The sequence below is a fragment of the Mesorhizobium sp. B283B1A genome, from assembly GCF_020165735.1.
GTDB classification, from domain to species: Bacteria; Pseudomonadota; Alphaproteobacteria; order Rhizobiales; family Rhizobiaceae; genus Mesorhizobium; species Mesorhizobium opportunistum.
Window position 1 is genome coordinate 52,097 of sequence record NZ_JAIUIQ010000015.1, and the last position, 14,730, is coordinate 66,826.

Here is a 14,730-nt window from a genome sequence, read left to right on the forward strand (position 1 = left end):
GGATCGGGCGCAGTGGATGATCGGCTGGAACCAAAATCCTCCAACCGCTTCATGGTGAACAGCTGCTCCATGAACACATCATCGAACCGTCTCGCCAAGGTGGATCAGTGGTCTACTTTGGCGTAGGTATTTCAGCAGCCTTCTAGGCGCCCCGCCGCTACGTGCGGACGACGCCCGCATCAACCGGCGGGCAGATGCGCCGAGGGCAACAAGCGCGCCTGACGTAATGCCGCCAGATCGGCCGAGCCGGTGCAGAAGCAGGCGACGGCCAACTGGCGGATGACGATCTCGAAATGCGCGACAACCGCCTCGGTGGACACCGTCGCCGCGTGCAGCACGCCGGCCGCCTGCCCAGCGATGTCCGCGCCCAGGCGAATGGCCTTGGCCACGTCGACGCCGTCGCGGATTCCGCCCGACGCGATCAGCTTCACCGCCGGCAGCGCCCGACGTACCGCCTGCACGCTGGCCGGGGTCGGAATCCCCCAATCGGCGAAGGCCAGCGCCACTGCACGGTCGGCGGCATCGCGGGCGCGCTCGCCCTCCACCGCGGCCCAACAGGTGCCGCCGGCGCCTGCGACATCGATCACCGCCACGCCCGCCTCGACGAGCACACAGGCCACAGAGGTGGACAGGCCCGACCCCACTTCCTTGGCCACGATCGGCACGCCCACGCAGCGCGCGGCGCGAGCGATCTGCGCCAGGACGCCGCGCCAGTCGCTGTCGCCCTCCGGCTGTACAGCTTCCTGCAGCGGATTGAGATGGACGATGAGTCCATCGGCCTCCAGCGCATCAACTGCCCGGCGCGCCAGGTCCAGGCCGTCGGCCTCGCGCAGTTGCGCGGCGCCGATATTGGCCAGCAAGGGAATGTCTGGGGCCAGGCGGCGCAGCGCGCGCGTCAGCCCCTGGGAGCTGCGGGATTGCAGGCTCACGCGCTGCGAACCGACGCACATGGCGATCCCCAAGGCTTGCGCTGCCTCGCTCAGATGCCAGTTGATGGCCTCGGCGCGTGGCATGCCGCCGGTCATGGAGCTGATCAGCAGCGGCGCGCGCATGGTCTTGCCCAGCAGCGAGGCGCGCAGATCGATCTGCGTCAGGTCCAACTCGGGCAATGCGCAGTGTTCGAAACGGATGGACTCCCAGCCGGCGGCGACCCTGGCCGGCGCCGTTCGCCGATCCAGCACGATGTCCAGATGATCGTCCTTGCGCCGGCTTAGGGCGATGTCGGTCATGCTCGCTCCATCCGTCGCATCGTGCGACGGCGTTGCGTCGGATCGGACCCACGGCAGCGCGCGCACGCGCCGGGTCCCGCGCGTTCAGGCCGGCGCACGCTGGCCTCCCCTCGAAGCGTCGCTGCGGTAGCGGCTGGTCGACGTCTCGTAGTACTGCGCGCGTATGGCCGCCATGGCCTCGATCAACGGTCCCCACGGCGCGGGAAAGCGTTCTTCCGCCATCACCCGGTGCAGCATGCGCGTATGGCCGGCCAGCTCGTCTTTGAGGAACTCCATCACAGCCATAGCCGGATAGCGCTGCAGCAACAGGATCGCCGCGTTGTCAGCCTCGCCGGCCGACCTGTCCTTGTCGCGTCCATGCAGATCGTTCTGCAGGCGCCCTATCGCGGAGATGAGCCGCAGGACCTGGCGAAACGCCGGTCGCGCGCGCAAGCTCGCCATGTCCAGCCCCCACAGCAACGAAAGGCAAGAGAACACGTTCGCGTAGGCGATCGAATCAATGCCGTTGTGCAGGTACTCGGCGTAGGACCAGGGTTCCGTCCCTGCCGCCTGCGCGTGTCCTGCGCGTAGCGCCGCGCAGTAGCACCGGGTATCGTCGAGAAGCTGAGCATAGTCGCGACGATCGTAGGCGAGCGCGGCCAGCGAAGCGCGCAGCACAACGCAGCCCTCGAATCCGGGGAGCACGCACGGCACGCCGTGCCCCAGCGCCTGCTCCACCGCGGCGAGCTGCTCCGGCGCGATCAGGCCAAGGTCGTTGCAATCGTCGAGCCAGAACAGCAGCGCCAGTTCGCGATAGAACGCCACGAACAGCATTTCGTCCTGCGGATCGCGGCCGGTGCGGGCGCTGGTCTCACGCAGGCTCGGATGGATGCGCTGCAGGATGTACTGGCCGCCCCTGACCGCTTCCATCGCATGCTCGTCGGCGAACCCGGTCAGGGAACGCCCCCACTCCAGCACCTGCTGCAGCGCGCGTTCGGTCTGGATCATGGCGGCGCTCCTGCTCCCTCGGCCAGGACGCGCCGCCCCCAATGAAGCGCCAGCCACAACCCGGCGAGTTCGGCCACGCGCACGACCCGGATGGGGCAATACAGTTCCTTGCCGATCCACAGCGACGTCTGCGGTAATGCATGCGCCGCATAGCGGGCGAGCATCCACTCTAGCGCACGCCCCACCGCCTGCGCGATGCGCCGGCGCTCTGTCGGTTCTTCGCTCCCGTCCATCACGTGCAACGCGAACAGCGCATAGGCGGTTTCCTCGAATGTGCACGCGCGACCGGCGCCCCAGCCGCCGTCGTCACGCTGCGCCTGCAGCAGCGCCGCTAGCGCGCGCTCGTCGCGCCACTGGGGCTTGCCTTGCGCCAGCGCAGCGACCGCATGCGCGGTGGGATACAGCCACGAAACGTGCCATTTTTCGTTGTCCCATAGACCGTGTGGGTTGCGATTGGCCTCGACGTAGGTGCCGGTGCCGGCGTCGGGCTTTCCCAATAGTCGTAACGCATGCAAGGCATGTATGTTGGTCGACACTGAGGCATTGCGCTCGCCGGGAAAGGTGACGAACAGCTCGCCGATTTCGAAATGGCGCAACGCATCGACCGCCGGGTCGCGGCCTGCAAGGCGCAGGACGCACAACGCAACGGCGGTGTCGTCCGCATCGGCCGCGAAGTGCAAGGCCGGGCCTAGACCGCGCAGGCCCAGGCGGGCCTCGAGCTGCGCGACGATCACGCGCATCGCCTCGGCGAGCGCGGGATGCGCGAACAGCCCGGCCAGATGCAGGGTGTACAGCGACCAGCATGGCTCAAACACATTGATCGGCCAGACGCTGGGAACGACACCTTCGATGCAGCTGCGCGTCGCCCGCGATGCCGCCTGCAGATACGCGTCGGCGCACCCGACCTGCGGCCTGCACCCTTGTGCCACGGCGTGCGCACGCCACGCGGCGGTGGCCGCCGGACTGATGCCGATGCTGCCGTCTTCATCCGGGCATGCGGTGGTCGGCGACGTCCCCCAGGCTTCCCAGGAGTGCAGCAATGGATGGCCGCTCGGCAACGTCGCCACCGCCCCCAGCTTGACCAGGCAGGCTTGCCGCAACGGCAACAGTGCCGGGTGGCGCGGAAACGCCACGCTGCCCAGCAAGGATGCGGCCTCGCCGCACAACTGCGGCAGGATCAGCTCCGCGCCGATCGGCGCGTCTTCCGGCACCGCATGCGCGTAGGGATCCGGCTGGCGCTCGAGGAACCGGGTTGCAGCCTGGACTGCGTCGGCAGCGCCGGGAAGAGGCTCAGCGCGCTGCAATGCCAGCAACGCCGCCCACGTGGGCGCATGGCGAAACAGCGGGAAGTCCGCGCTTCCCCATCCGCCATCGGCCTGTTGCTGCGCGATCAGCCAGGCGTATGCGTCCTGCCGACCGGTGACGTTGCCGTGGAACTGCAGCGCTCGCGCCGTGTCGTAGACGGACGGACCGACGCTGCCGCCGTCGCTCATCTCGCTCAGCAGGTGGCGCAATTCGGAAAGGATCTGTTCGGACAGCGCGTTCACGCGGGATGTTCCTTCTGCAGAAGGTTGACGAGAACCAGGATCGGGCAGACGCCGCGCACGTCGCCGCAGGCCCGTCGCGGCCAGGCGCGTGGGCAGCGCCGGACGGCCGCCCTGCTCCGGCGCGGCGACGCGCGGCTGGTGTCGGTTCGCCCAATAGGCTAGCGCAGCGCGCCGCGTGCCACGGCCGTGCTGGGCAACCGCTGCGATCGGCGCCGCGGGCTCGGACAGAGTGCAGCATCCACCGCTGCCGCCGGCCGATCGCAGCGGCACAGGGGCGACTCCATGCGGACGGGGCGCCTCATGCGCATGGCGCGTGCTTTAACAGATACGCGGTGGCCCGCTGCAGCATCTGCGCCAACGGTTCCGCACGCGGCCCCAGCGGGGCGATGGCCTCCCCGGCATCGCGCAACAGATCCAGCGCAAACTGGCGCGCTGCTTGCAGCCCCATGATCGACGCGCAGGTCGGCTTCTGCGCCGCCGCGTCCTTGCCGGGGGTCTTGCCCAGCGCCGCGGCATCCGCTGTCGCGTCGAGAATGTCGTCAACCACCTGCAGCGCCAGGCCGAAACAGGCGCTGTAGCGATCGAGCGCACTGTACAGCGCGGCGTGCGCGGCATCCTCCGTGATGGCGCATAGCGCGCCCATGCGAACGGACGCGCGCACCAGCGCTCCGCTCTTCATCCGGTGCATCGCCACGATCCTGTCCAGCTCGACATGCTTTCCGACCAGCGACAGATCCTTGGCCTGCCCGCCTGCGGCACCCTCGGCGGACACCGCCTGCGCCAGTTCGCGCACGAGCGCGATACGGTTGTCGCCCGGCGCATCCAGGCTCGCCAGGGTGAGGAAGGCGTGCGCCTGCAGCGCATCGCCGACCAGGATCGCAGTGGCTTCGCCGAACTTGACGTGCACAGTCGGAAGGCCGCGGCGAAGCACGTCGTTGTCCATCGCGGGCAGGTCGTCGTGGACCAGGGTACAGGCGTGGATCATCTCGATGGCGGCGCCGACGCCCTCGAGCACGTGCGCCGGCGTATCGGCCAGTGCGCCGGCAGCCAGACAGAGCAAGGCGCGGGTGCGCTTCCCGCCATGCAAGGTGGCGTAGCGCATCGCCGCCATCAGCTCGGTCTCGCCATCGTCTTCGGCGCACAGAAGACGCGCCAGCGCCTGTTCGACCCCCTTTGCGCCGTCCTGCATCCAGATCTCCGGCAGCAGCCTGCCGGATGCGCCGCGCGCCTGCGCGCCTAATCCCCCGATCGCGGAAACGCCAGTTCGGTCGTCATGTGGCTTGGAACCGGCCTGCATGTTGTTCATGTCCTTGTACCTGACAGGAGACGGCCACGGCGAGCGGCGACCGCCGCGCTGTTGCCGGCGTCGCACCGAGCGCGCGCGCCGAGTGCAGCAATGCTGCCCGTCGCTCGCCGCTGCCTCGCCACACGGGGCATGCGATGCCAGCTCATGAGAATCCGATGCGGATTTTCATGGACGGATTTGCGGTCGGGTAATAGCGCTGGCCTTTTTCGACGTCGCTCAGCAACCGCGGCCGCACCCCGGCCTTGTGCATGGTCAGCGCCAAGGCGATGCAGAACTGCACTAGTTCCAGCCATACCACGTGGTAGCCGATGCAGACGTGTGGGCCGGTACCGAACTGCAGCATGTCCACCGGCCGGATCGGCTCCGTGCGTTGCAGCCATCGCGCCAGGCGGAACTGATCAGGCGCCTCGTGCAGCAGCGCCGAGGTCGAGAAATGCAGCAGCGGGATGCACAGATGGGTACCCGCGGGAATGCGCCATTGGCCGAGTTGCAATTCCTGCAGCGCTTGACGCGGCAGGAGCGTGACCGCCGGATGCAGGCGCAGCGTCTCGCGGAACAGCGCCTCGGCGACCGGACACTGCGCTAGGTCCGCGTGCCGGGTCGGCACCGCGCCCACGCGTTGCGCCTCTTCGACCAGGGTGTCCCACAGCACAGGCTGCCGCGCCAGCTCGATCACCATCCAGGCCATCGTCGAGGCGGTGGTCTCGTGACCGCCAAGCAGCAGCAAGCGGATATTGGCCACCAGGACGTCATCGGAGAGCACATCGTCGCTGCGATCGAAGGCGCTCACCATGTCCTTGATCAACCCGGTGCGCGCGGCATGCGCGCGCGCGTCGCGGACGAACTGGCGCAACTGCGCTTCGATCCAGTCGCGGGCGGCGCGGCCGCGCCGCAAGGGCAGTCCGGGCAGGTCGATCGGGGGCGCGACGATCAACTGCACCAGTTGCCGGTACTTGCGATGCCATCCCGCCAGGTCCTGCGCGGGGATTCCCATGAGGCTGAAGATGAGCTTTAGCATCAGGTCGCCGGTTTCACGCAGGATGGCTACGTCGCCGCGGTCGCGCCACGCCTGCACACGCGCCCGGATGACGGGCTCGAACAGGTCGCCGATGCCGGCCTGGGTCAGCCCCTTGGGCAGGAACGCCGGCTTGATCGCATCGCGCGCCTGCCGGTGCGCGCCGCCGTCCTGGGCGACCATCGTTCCACCAAGCAATTCGGGCGCGATCCCTTCGATCAGCGCCGAGGACACGTCCTTGTGCCGAAGCAGTGCGAACGCGTCCGGATCCATGCAGGTCATCAGGTGTCCGGCAGGGCCGAAATCCAGCCAGAAGTAGCTGCCCAGCGTCCGTTCCGCGCGCCGCAGCAGGCGCGGCAGGTCGCAGATGATGGCGGGAAGATGCCCGACCAGGGGGAAAGCGCCGGGCACGACCGGGATGTCGTGCCGCAGCCGGTGGCGACGGTTCAGCGGGTTGAGCAGCATGTTCATCAACTCCATCAGCAGCGCGGCGCCGCGGCCGCTTCGACGGTGTCGCCGGCAGGCCGCGCGGCGCGGCTGTTGCCACCATCGGCGTACGTCCGCACATGCGCCAGCATGCCGCCGTCGATGCACACGACCTGGCCGGTGATGAACGCAGCATCGTCGGAGAGCAGGAACGCTACCAGCGCGGCCACGTCCTCGGGGCGGCCGACGCGCGGCAGCTGGTGCCGGCGGAGATGCCGTTGCATGCACTCGTCCAGCTTGGCGAGGAGACGCTCGGTCATGATCAGCCCCGGCGCAACCGCGTTGCAGCGGATCTGCTCATCACCGTACTGGGTGGCGTGCGAGGCCGACAGCATGTTCATCGCCGCCTTCGACGCGGGGTAGGACGTCTGGGCGGTGTCACCGCCGAGCCCTGGCACGACGACATGTTGACGATCGCGCCACCGCCGCGGGCGATCAGCCGTCGGATGGCCTGCCGGCAGCAGAGCAGCATGCCGCGCAGATTGGTCGCCATGGTCTGATCCCAGACCGCCAGATCCAGGTCGAGCATCGCGCGCTCGTGCGGGGTCAGATGCATAGCTCGCGTTGTTCACCGCAGCCGACCTCACCGAAGTGCCGCTCCGCCGTCTGGAACAGCGCTGCCACCGCCTGCGCATCGGCGATGTCCATGGCCAGGGCCAGCGCGTGGCCCGCTTCGGCCGTGATCTGCGCGGTACAGGCGATGGTTGCCGAGCCATCAATGTCGGCCACCACCACTCTGCCGCCCTCGGCGCGATGGCGAGGGCGCATGCCTTGCCGGTGCCGGCGCTGGCGCCGGTCACCACGGCCACCTTGCCTTCAAACCGTCCCATCGTGTCCTTCTGGATTGTTGGTCTTTCGCGGCATGCCGCTCGGGTTCCGCCGGAGAAGGCGCAGCGTCGGCGCTGGCGCGCTCGTCATCGCCAGCGTCGCTTATCACCCGAATGGCGGCGACCGGGCACTGGCTGGCCGCGAGCCGCACGGCGCCGTGCAATGCCTGCGGCACCGTCGCCACGCACACTTCAGCCACGCCGTCCGGTTCGCGCTGGCGAAAGGTGCCCGGCAGCGTAAGCACGCACTGTCCGGTGGTTCCGCACAGATCCTGGTCGACCACGACGCGCATCTCAGCCCCCCGCCTGCGCATTCAGCCGCACCGGCAGCGCGAAGAACGTCCTAAGGAACGCGGAGGGCTCCCGGGTCGGCTGCTCGGCCAATGCCAGCGTGGGGAAGCGCGCCTGGATCCGCGGCAGGCTCTCGGCCAACTGCATCCGGGCCAGTTGCGCACCGGGGCAGAAGTGGATGCCGTGGCCGAAGCTCAGCATGATCTTCCCGTCCGTCGACATGCCAGAATTGGTGCCGTAGAACCGCGCGGGATCGAAGCGGTCGGGATCGGCGAAGGCGTCCGGGTCGCGATTGCCGGCCGCGATCAGCACGCGAACGTCCGCGTTCTTCGGGATCACCACGCCGCCCAGTTCGATGTCGCGCTGGGCGATACGCGGAGTGGCGCTGAACAGGACGGGCGCGTCGCGGCGCAGGACTTCTTCGACGAATGCCTTCACCTCCACGGCGTCTCCCTGCAGCCAGTGCCGCTGTTCGGGATAAGCCAGCATCGCCAGGATCGCGTGGTCGATGGCCGCAGCAGTGGTGGTGAAGCCGCCCAGCAGCATGCCCCACAGCATGCTGATCAACTCCGCATCCGATAGCGTGTCGGCATCGTCGTCGTGTGCGCCGACCAGCATCGACACGATGTCATGGCGGGGATCGGTGCGCTTGCGCTGTATGAGGTCGCCGAAGTAGGCCTGCACCCTGGCGCTGCCTGCGTCCGCCGCGGCGAGCTGGGGATCGCTGGCGTGCGGGCTCAGGCCTTCCACAATGGCGCCGATGCCGGCGGCGAGCCCGAACATGTCGTCCTGGGGCAGGCCGAACAGTTCGGCGAAGACCAGCATGGGCAAGGCCAGCGCGAATTCCCGATGCAGATCCACCGCCTCCCCGCGCTCCAGCGCGGGCGCCATGCCGTCCAGGCGCGCTGCGACGATGCGCGCGATGCTCGGCCGCAGGTTGTCGATCTGGCGCATGGTGAAATCGCGAGAGATCAGCCGGCGCAGACGCGTATGCGTCGGTGGGTCCTTCATCGCTATCGTGGACGCCATTAGATTGAGGGACAGGCTGGTCGCCGCACGCGGGAAATAGCGCGCCAGTTCGCCAGGCGCCGGTCCCCGAAATGCATCGCCCGTGGCCGTGAGCGCCCAGTAAATGTCGGCGTGGCGGCTCAACAGAAAGAGGCCCGAGGCCGCGCGATGCACCGGATCGTGCTCGCGCAACCACCGCATGAACGGATACGGGTCGTGGATGCACGCTGGCGACGCCAGTTCGGCGAAGGCGTCCCGGCATGCTGTCTTGGTTTCTTGCACGTCCATCTTGGTTACCTCTTGGCTGGCTGATCTGACCGGCGCGCGCCAGGGTAGTAGGCACTATAGTCATAGGAGGTGAAGGCGTCGTGCGAGCCACCGATCTCGGCCACCGCGCGGTCAAACTCGCCGGCGACGTGATTGGCCGTCGCCTTGATGTCATCGGTAGCCGCCAGAACCGGAGCGGTGCTCACGAAGGCCAGCGCGGTCGCAAAAAGAGCCAGACTGAAGGTTTGCTGACGGCGTCTCTTGTCGTGACCGGCCGATGGGCAAGTTTTGAGGCAAAGTGAGTTGTCCCTTATGTTGAGGGTGCTGCGTGCTCGTCCCTTTAGTGGGAGATAGTGGGGCGGTGGGTAGCCCCGAGCCAGATGAGCCATCAACATGTTTCGAGGCCTGACACGAGCGTCATCTTTGAGCTAATCTGGGAAACGTGAGGCGGTATTTTTTTGGGGTCATTGGATGACTCTCCTCGGCCCGTGACGTGTTCGCGATGACCGCGCACGAACCGTGCCAAATGAGAAAACCCCGTTTCGGCGATGTGATTGTCGGACTCAGCTATGTTACGTATCCGACATTGTCGGACATCTTACACCGCCCGAATGGGAAGCCCTCACCGCTTAAAAAGGTGGCTAGGTGAGCTACCCTTCGGAGATGTCGAATATCGTGGCGTTAGCGCGCGCCTGTAGTTGCTGGTCGTCCGCGTACGCCTGCTCACATCGGCCGATCGCTGGTCCCCTAACACGACTCCAAACAGCGATAGACGCGGTCTGGAATTTACCGGAGCGTTGCAGGACTTGTATTTGCCATTCGGAACGCCAGCGCGGGAGACGCTTCCGCGAGAGGCGGTCATGATGGAGCTTGCGAGCCGATTTGCGATTTGACCGGGGCTTTTGCTGTTTTCGCTTTTGCTGCCCCTAAAATCTCAGATATGAAGCGGACCTGGCCTATGGCCTGCCTACATTGAATGGTTACAAAGGAATACGACTATGGCGACTGGAACGGTGAAGTGGTTCAACAGCACCAAGGGATTCGGTTTTATCCAGCCTGACAACGGAGGTCAGGACGTTTTCGTTCACATTTCCGCTGTCGAACGAGCGGGCCTTTCGACCCTTAATGAGGGCCAGAAGATCAACTACGAGGTCGAACAGGACCGCCGTACCGGCAAGTCCTCCGCAGGCAGTCTCAGCAAAGCTGGCTGATCTTTTTCTGCCTCTGCCCGGCAAGAGCCGGGCAGAAGTGCCACTGACCGCGCCATAGGAGCGGGCAAGAACACGGATCTCCCGCTGACCGGGCTGCGGTTTGCAGGAAGCTGCTAAGTTCTACTGAAACAAGATGTTTGCAAGTGAAGAGGGGCGGGTCCCGGCCCCTTATTTTTTCTGCTGTAGATTCTCACGTAGCAGATGCCGACGGCGACCGCGCGCATCAGAACGAATCTGGACAAATGAGATCAAGCTGCGAGCTTCTTGTGGGTCCGCTCGCTTCACGCGGATCAATGCTATATTTTCGTTCACGAACCCCGTGCTCTGACGCATTATCGATCGAGCGTGCCGAGGAAATGAACCAGCAATTCAGCCACCTCCAGCGGTCGACATCTCCACGATCAAGCGGGTAGGGTACATTGGCCCTGAGGGGACCTGGACCCATCAAGCCTCGCTGGACCTCTTTGGCGACCAAGTTGAACTCGTTCCGTTCAACGACGGATTGTTCGAAGCATATGAGAATGGCTGCGTCGACGTTGCATGCGTTCCAGCTACGACCTCTCTGGTCGGAACCACTCTCTACCTCGACCAAGTCCTGCGCTTGAGGTCTCCCAGGGTCATCGCCGAGTACCCGAAGGTCTTGAGCTATAGCCTGATGGCCAGCAAGGATGCGAGTTTCTCGATGATCACTAAGGTGCTTGGCCACGCCGTAGCCTTGCAGGAGGTGGCCGGGCGGCTCGACGAGAACATGCCCAATGTCGAGCGAGAGAGCCGTAAGGGAGCGACATCTTTAGTCGCTAAGCCTCGCCCTCGATAGCGGCATTTGGTCCTGCGCTTGGTGCCAAGCTGTACAATCTGCAGATATTGCGAACAGGAATTGAAGAAGGGCTGCATAACGTTAAGCGGTGGTGGGTGCTCGGGGGCAGGGCCACTGAGCCGACAGGATTTGACCGGACGACACTTCACCTCCGCGTTTCAGAGCAAAATCTCAGTTATGAGCGTCCGACATGCGAGCGGCTGGACACCCATCAATATGTCATCGATGTCGCTGGCCATGTTTTGACGCACCCGGCGCTGGCTGCGTTGGCGGATATTGATGGCTTTAGAATTCTCGGGTCCTGCCCACGTTGCTATTAGCTAAGGCTAGGGTAGTTTCTGCCCATAACTCCAAAACTGTTGATCCTCATCACTGATGAGAAGACACGACCGTGCCGCGCGTCCACGAGATCATCGCGCCGACGATCTTGTCGTTTTCGCTCAGTTTTCTTGCCTGCGAAAGTAGTATTCATAAGCACAAGACGTCGATCGGCCGGGCATCTCGCAAAACAAGTCACCATCGATGACTGTGTCGCGTTATCGGCGACACGCTCGTCCATTCGGGACCGTCAAACACTTCAATCCGCGCAGGGGGCGCCGTGACCGGGGCCTGCGGCGGTTTTAGGAGCTTGCCGTTCGGCACGAGCTTGTCGCTTTGGCACCTCACGCTGATTGGCTGTGCTGTGGGACAACCCGGTCGAGAAAAGCATCGAATGCGGCAGCAACAGCGCGAACTACGAAACGATGCTCCTGCCGCACCCGGATGAAACCGTTTTCAATGTCCACTATCCCATCCTCAGCCAGCTTCGCCAAGCGTTCGGCAGCCGAATCGAGAAGGCGAGTTGGATCGAATCCACAGGCCGCACAAATTGCCGGCACATCGGCCTGCAAATCGCACATCAGCCGCTCTATGATCACGGCTCGCACGCGGTCATCGTCTGTGAGCCGGTAGCCTTTTGACGTCGCCAAACGGCCAGCTGCTATGTGCCGGCTGTAGGACTCACGTGTTACCTCGTTCTGGACGTAACCCTCGCCGACCCGCCCGATAGCCGACGCGCCGAAACCGATCAGGGTTTTGCAGGTGTCGGCCGAGTAACCCAGCGAGTTACGCCGTAGCCGACCACTGGTCTGCGCCAGCGTAAGTTCGTCGTCCGGCAAGGCGAAATGGTCGAGGCCGATCTCTTGGTAGCCGGCGGCGACCAGCGTCTCGGCCACGGCCGCAGCCTGTTCGGCGCGGGCGACGCTGTCCGGCAGCGCAGTCGTCTCGATCAGGCGCTGATTCTTTATCACCGATGGAATGTGCGCGTAGCCGAACACCGCAAGCCGGTTGGGGCGCATGGCGATAGTTGCCGCCGCAGTCTGGACGCAGGACTCTACCGTCTGATTCGGAAGACCGAAAATGAGATCGACGTTGATGCCGCTTACCCCATGCCGGCGCAGCTCTTCGACGGCAGCGGCCGTCTGCGCCTCGCTCTGGACGCGGTTTATCGCTTTTTGAACAATCGGATCAAAGCTCTGCACTCCGAGACTCGCGCGGCTCACATTGGCTGCTCCCATTGCTTCGGCAATCTCGGCCGTGAAGGTGCGCGGGTCAATTTCGACGGCGATTGTCGCGGACTCCCTGAACGCGAAGCGGCGGCGCAGGAGTTGGATCATGGCCAAGAACTCCGCTGCTCCGATCAGGGTCGGGGTTCCACCGCCGAAATGCACGTCGTTCACGACGAGCCCCTGCTGCACTTGCTCCCAGACCAAACGGATCTCGTCACGCAGAACGGCCAGATAATCGAGGATCGGACCCTGATTGCGGGCAATCGTGGTCGGGAAGCCGCAATACCAGCAAATCGATCGGCAGAACGGAATGTGGAGATAGAGAGACACCGGATCGTCAGCCGGCAGACCTCTTAGCCATTCCTGATAGCTTTCGGGCCTGACGGTGGCGGTGAACTCCGGCACAGTCGGATAGATGGTGTACCAAGGCAGGAGAGCCTCGCGATATTCTTTCAGGATAGAGGTCTGCAACAGTTTCCGTCCCAAGCTGAAAAGTTGGTACTTTTACCGCCGCGGTCTCCTGTGTCCCTGCGCTATGTCAATTCCATTCCGCTTCGCGCATGTAATCACGCCCTGCAAGGAAAAGGCGGGATTTGATCCCGCCTTTCTATGTTTCGCTCGCATCATGCCGATCGAGCTGCCAGCCCCTCAACGGGTCTGGATTGAGGAAGTCACGCTGGTACCTTCTTTCTAGACCGCTTCTCGGGCGCCGAGACTTCAGGCTCTTTCGGTTTGCGGCCGAGTCCCATCGTCTTGGCCAGGGCAGAGCGCGCAGCCGCATAGTTCGGCGCGACCATGGGATAGTCCGCCGGCAGACCCCATTTGGCGCGATATTCATCGGGTGTCAGCCCGTAATGGGTCGACAGATGGCGCTTTAGCGATTTGAATTTCTTGCCGTCCTCAAGGGAGATAATGTAGTCCGGCGTCACCGATTTTCTGATCGGGACGGCCGGCGTCAACGCCGTCGGCTCTTGTGCGGAGACGCGACCGGCCGCCGTGCGTTTCAAAGCTTCGTGCACTTGGCCGATCAGGGCAGGCAGCTCCCCCACCGGGACGGGATTGTTGGAAACATAGGCTGAGACAACATCCGCGGTAAGGTCGATGAGGTTGTTGGCGTTTTCGAAGTCTTCTTCTGGCATGAAACTCTCCAGTGGATTGGTCTACGGAGCGTGGCCTTCTAGTGATGATTTCCGATGAACGCAACAAATCTCGCGACAGGATTGTTCGGTGCTCGTCCAACATCGAGGTCTATAGCGCCAGTTACAAGCTGTCGCGACGCTGATCTCCTCGGAAATCGCCGTTCATAAGCGCCCGGTATCCGCCGTTCAGTCGCGATCTTGTCGGTTTGAGTTGCGAGAGGACGACGCAGAAAAATTGTAAGCACCATGAGCCGTGCACCTGGAAGACCTTGCGCGTACGAAGCAGGTCGGCGTTGCGCCAGCGTAGGGGCGACAGGCAACAGAACCGACCAAGCCCTCAGCGAACAAATAGCGATTGCGCGCCCGCCACTGTTGATATCGGGGGCCGTCGGGCGATACATCAATCACTGTTTCCGCCGCTCGATCATCTTGGTCGACAGGCACCATTCCCTTGATCAACGGATCTCGCGCAGGGCGTTCGCATGCCGCATGTGGAGATTCGTAAGGAAATCTATGAAAATTCTATTGCCCGCGGTGGCTGTTGCGCTTGTGGCGGCCACAGCTTTGCTGAGCAGTCCCTCCGCCAGACCTCAGGGACACGGCACTGCCATCTTCAAGCCCTTGCCATCCTACGAGGCGACACTGGTCGCGCCGGACCCATTCGAGGCCTACCTCAATGGCGATGACACCGCCATTGATCCCAGCGAAACACGGTCTGGCCCTTTTATGGAAAAGGGCTGCTCCTCCTGCCATTCCGGTGTCAATATTGGCGGGGAAGGCTATATCCATTCGGCCTCGTAGAGAAGCCCGGCGCCGACATCCTGCCGGAGAACGACAAGGGACGATTTGCCGTCACCAATGTGCCAGAGGATCCTATGTTTTCCGCGTGCCATCGCTGCGCAACGTAGCAATCACCGCGCTATACTTTCATTCGGGCAAGGTCTGGGACCTGAGCGAGGCGGTCGCCATCATGGGCACTACCCAGTTTGGCCAAGAGCTAGCGCAAATCGAAATCGATCGGATCGTTGCCTACCTTCATTCGGTGACCGGAAA

Annotated in this window: 13 protein-coding genes and 1 pseudogene; 4 read left to right on the top strand and 10 right to left on the bottom strand. The window is 64.4% G+C overall.

Annotation, left to right across the window (positions count from 1 at the left end):
- Positions 1 to 179 precede the first annotated feature (179 nt).
- The 8 genes and pseudogenes from fni to LB577_RS15090 all read right to left on the bottom strand — a co-directional run bounded on the left by fni (position 180) and on the right by LB577_RS15090 (position 8,984).
- Positions 180 to 1,229 carry a type 2 isopentenyl-diphosphate Delta-isomerase gene (fni, locus tag LB577_RS15055; RefSeq protein ID WP_224687297.1) on the bottom strand — a complete coding sequence of 350 codons (1,050 nt, stop codon included), beginning with the start codon at positions 1,227 to 1,229 and terminating at the stop codon, positions 180 to 182.
- 84 nt (positions 1,230 to 1,313) lie between these two features.
- Positions 1,314 to 2,216: a terpene synthase family protein gene (locus LB577_RS15060; RefSeq protein WP_224687298.1), complete on the bottom strand. Its 903-nt coding sequence runs from the start codon at positions 2,214 to 2,216 to the stop codon at positions 1,314 to 1,316.
- The gene (locus tag LB577_RS15065; protein ID WP_224687299.1) at positions 2,213 to 3,763 is read right to left on the bottom strand and encodes a hypothetical protein; all 1,551 of its coding nucleotides are present in this window, start codon (positions 3,761 to 3,763) and stop codon (positions 2,213 to 2,215) included. Before LB577_RS15065 ends, LB577_RS15060 begins: the two co-directional genes overlap by 4 nt.
- A gap of 298 nt (positions 3,764 to 4,061) precedes the next feature.
- Entirely contained in the window at positions 4,062 to 5,060 is a 999-nt protein-coding gene (locus LB577_RS15070) for a polyprenyl synthetase family protein (protein ID WP_224687358.1), read from the bottom strand.
- 151 nt (positions 5,061 to 5,211) lie between these two features.
- Entirely contained in the window at positions 5,212 to 6,555 is a 1,344-nt protein-coding gene (locus LB577_RS15075; RefSeq protein WP_224687300.1) for a cytochrome P450, read from the bottom strand.
- Between the two features lie 8 nt (positions 6,556 to 6,563).
- A pseudogene (locus tag LB577_RS15080) lies at positions 6,564 to 7,400 on the bottom strand (SDR family oxidoreductase).
- Positions 7,367 to 7,690 (bottom strand): ferredoxin, encoded by a 324-nt coding sequence (locus LB577_RS15085; protein WP_224687301.1) that lies wholly within the window; start codon positions 7,688 to 7,690, stop codon positions 7,367 to 7,369. Before LB577_RS15085 ends, LB577_RS15080 begins: the two are co-directional and overlap by 34 nt.
- 1 nt (position 7,691) lies before the next feature.
- Entirely contained in the window at positions 7,692 to 8,984 is a 1,293-nt protein-coding gene (locus LB577_RS15090) for a cytochrome P450 (RefSeq protein WP_224687302.1), read from the bottom strand.
- Between the two features lie 80 nt (positions 8,985 to 9,064).
- Here LB577_RS15090 and LB577_RS15095 point away from each other — a divergent pair, with 80 nt between their 5' ends.
- The 3 genes from LB577_RS15095 to LB577_RS33490 all read left to right on the top strand — a co-directional run bounded on the left by LB577_RS15095 (position 9,065) and on the right by LB577_RS33490 (position 10,991).
- Positions 9,065 to 9,265: a hypothetical protein gene (locus LB577_RS15095; protein ID WP_174361973.1), complete on the top strand. Its 201-nt coding sequence runs from the start codon at positions 9,065 to 9,067 to the stop codon at positions 9,263 to 9,265.
- Between the two features lie 696 nt (positions 9,266 to 9,961).
- Complete coding sequence (locus LB577_RS15100) at positions 9,962 to 10,174, top strand: cold-shock protein (protein WP_008874821.1); 213 nt, start codon at positions 9,962 to 9,964, stop codon at positions 10,172 to 10,174.
- A 418-nt stretch (positions 10,175 to 10,592) separates the two neighbouring features.
- Positions 10,593 to 10,991, top strand: a complete 399-nt coding sequence (locus LB577_RS33490) for a prephenate dehydratase domain-containing protein (protein ID WP_224687359.1) — start codon at positions 10,593 to 10,595, stop codon at positions 10,989 to 10,991.
- 662 nt (positions 10,992 to 11,653) lie between these two features.
- Here LB577_RS33490 and hemN read toward each other — a convergent pair.
- Both hemN and LB577_RS15115 read right to left on the bottom strand, forming a co-directional pair.
- Positions 11,654 to 13,009: an oxygen-independent coproporphyrinogen III oxidase gene (hemN, locus tag LB577_RS15110; RefSeq protein ID WP_224687303.1), complete on the bottom strand. Its 1,356-nt coding sequence runs from the start codon at positions 13,007 to 13,009 to the stop codon at positions 11,654 to 11,656.
- Between the two features lie 200 nt (positions 13,010 to 13,209).
- A complete protein-coding gene (locus tag LB577_RS15115; protein ID WP_064994187.1) occupies positions 13,210 to 13,677 on the bottom strand; it encodes a MucR family transcriptional regulator in 468 nt (155 codons plus the stop codon).
- Between the two features lie 513 nt (positions 13,678 to 14,190).
- Between LB577_RS15115 and LB577_RS33285 the strand changes: the two genes are divergently transcribed.
- Positions 14,191 to 14,478: a hypothetical protein gene (locus LB577_RS33285; protein WP_049802410.1), complete on the top strand. Its 288-nt coding sequence runs from the start codon at positions 14,191 to 14,193 to the stop codon at positions 14,476 to 14,478.
- The last annotated feature ends 252 nt before the right edge of the window (positions 14,479 to 14,730 follow it).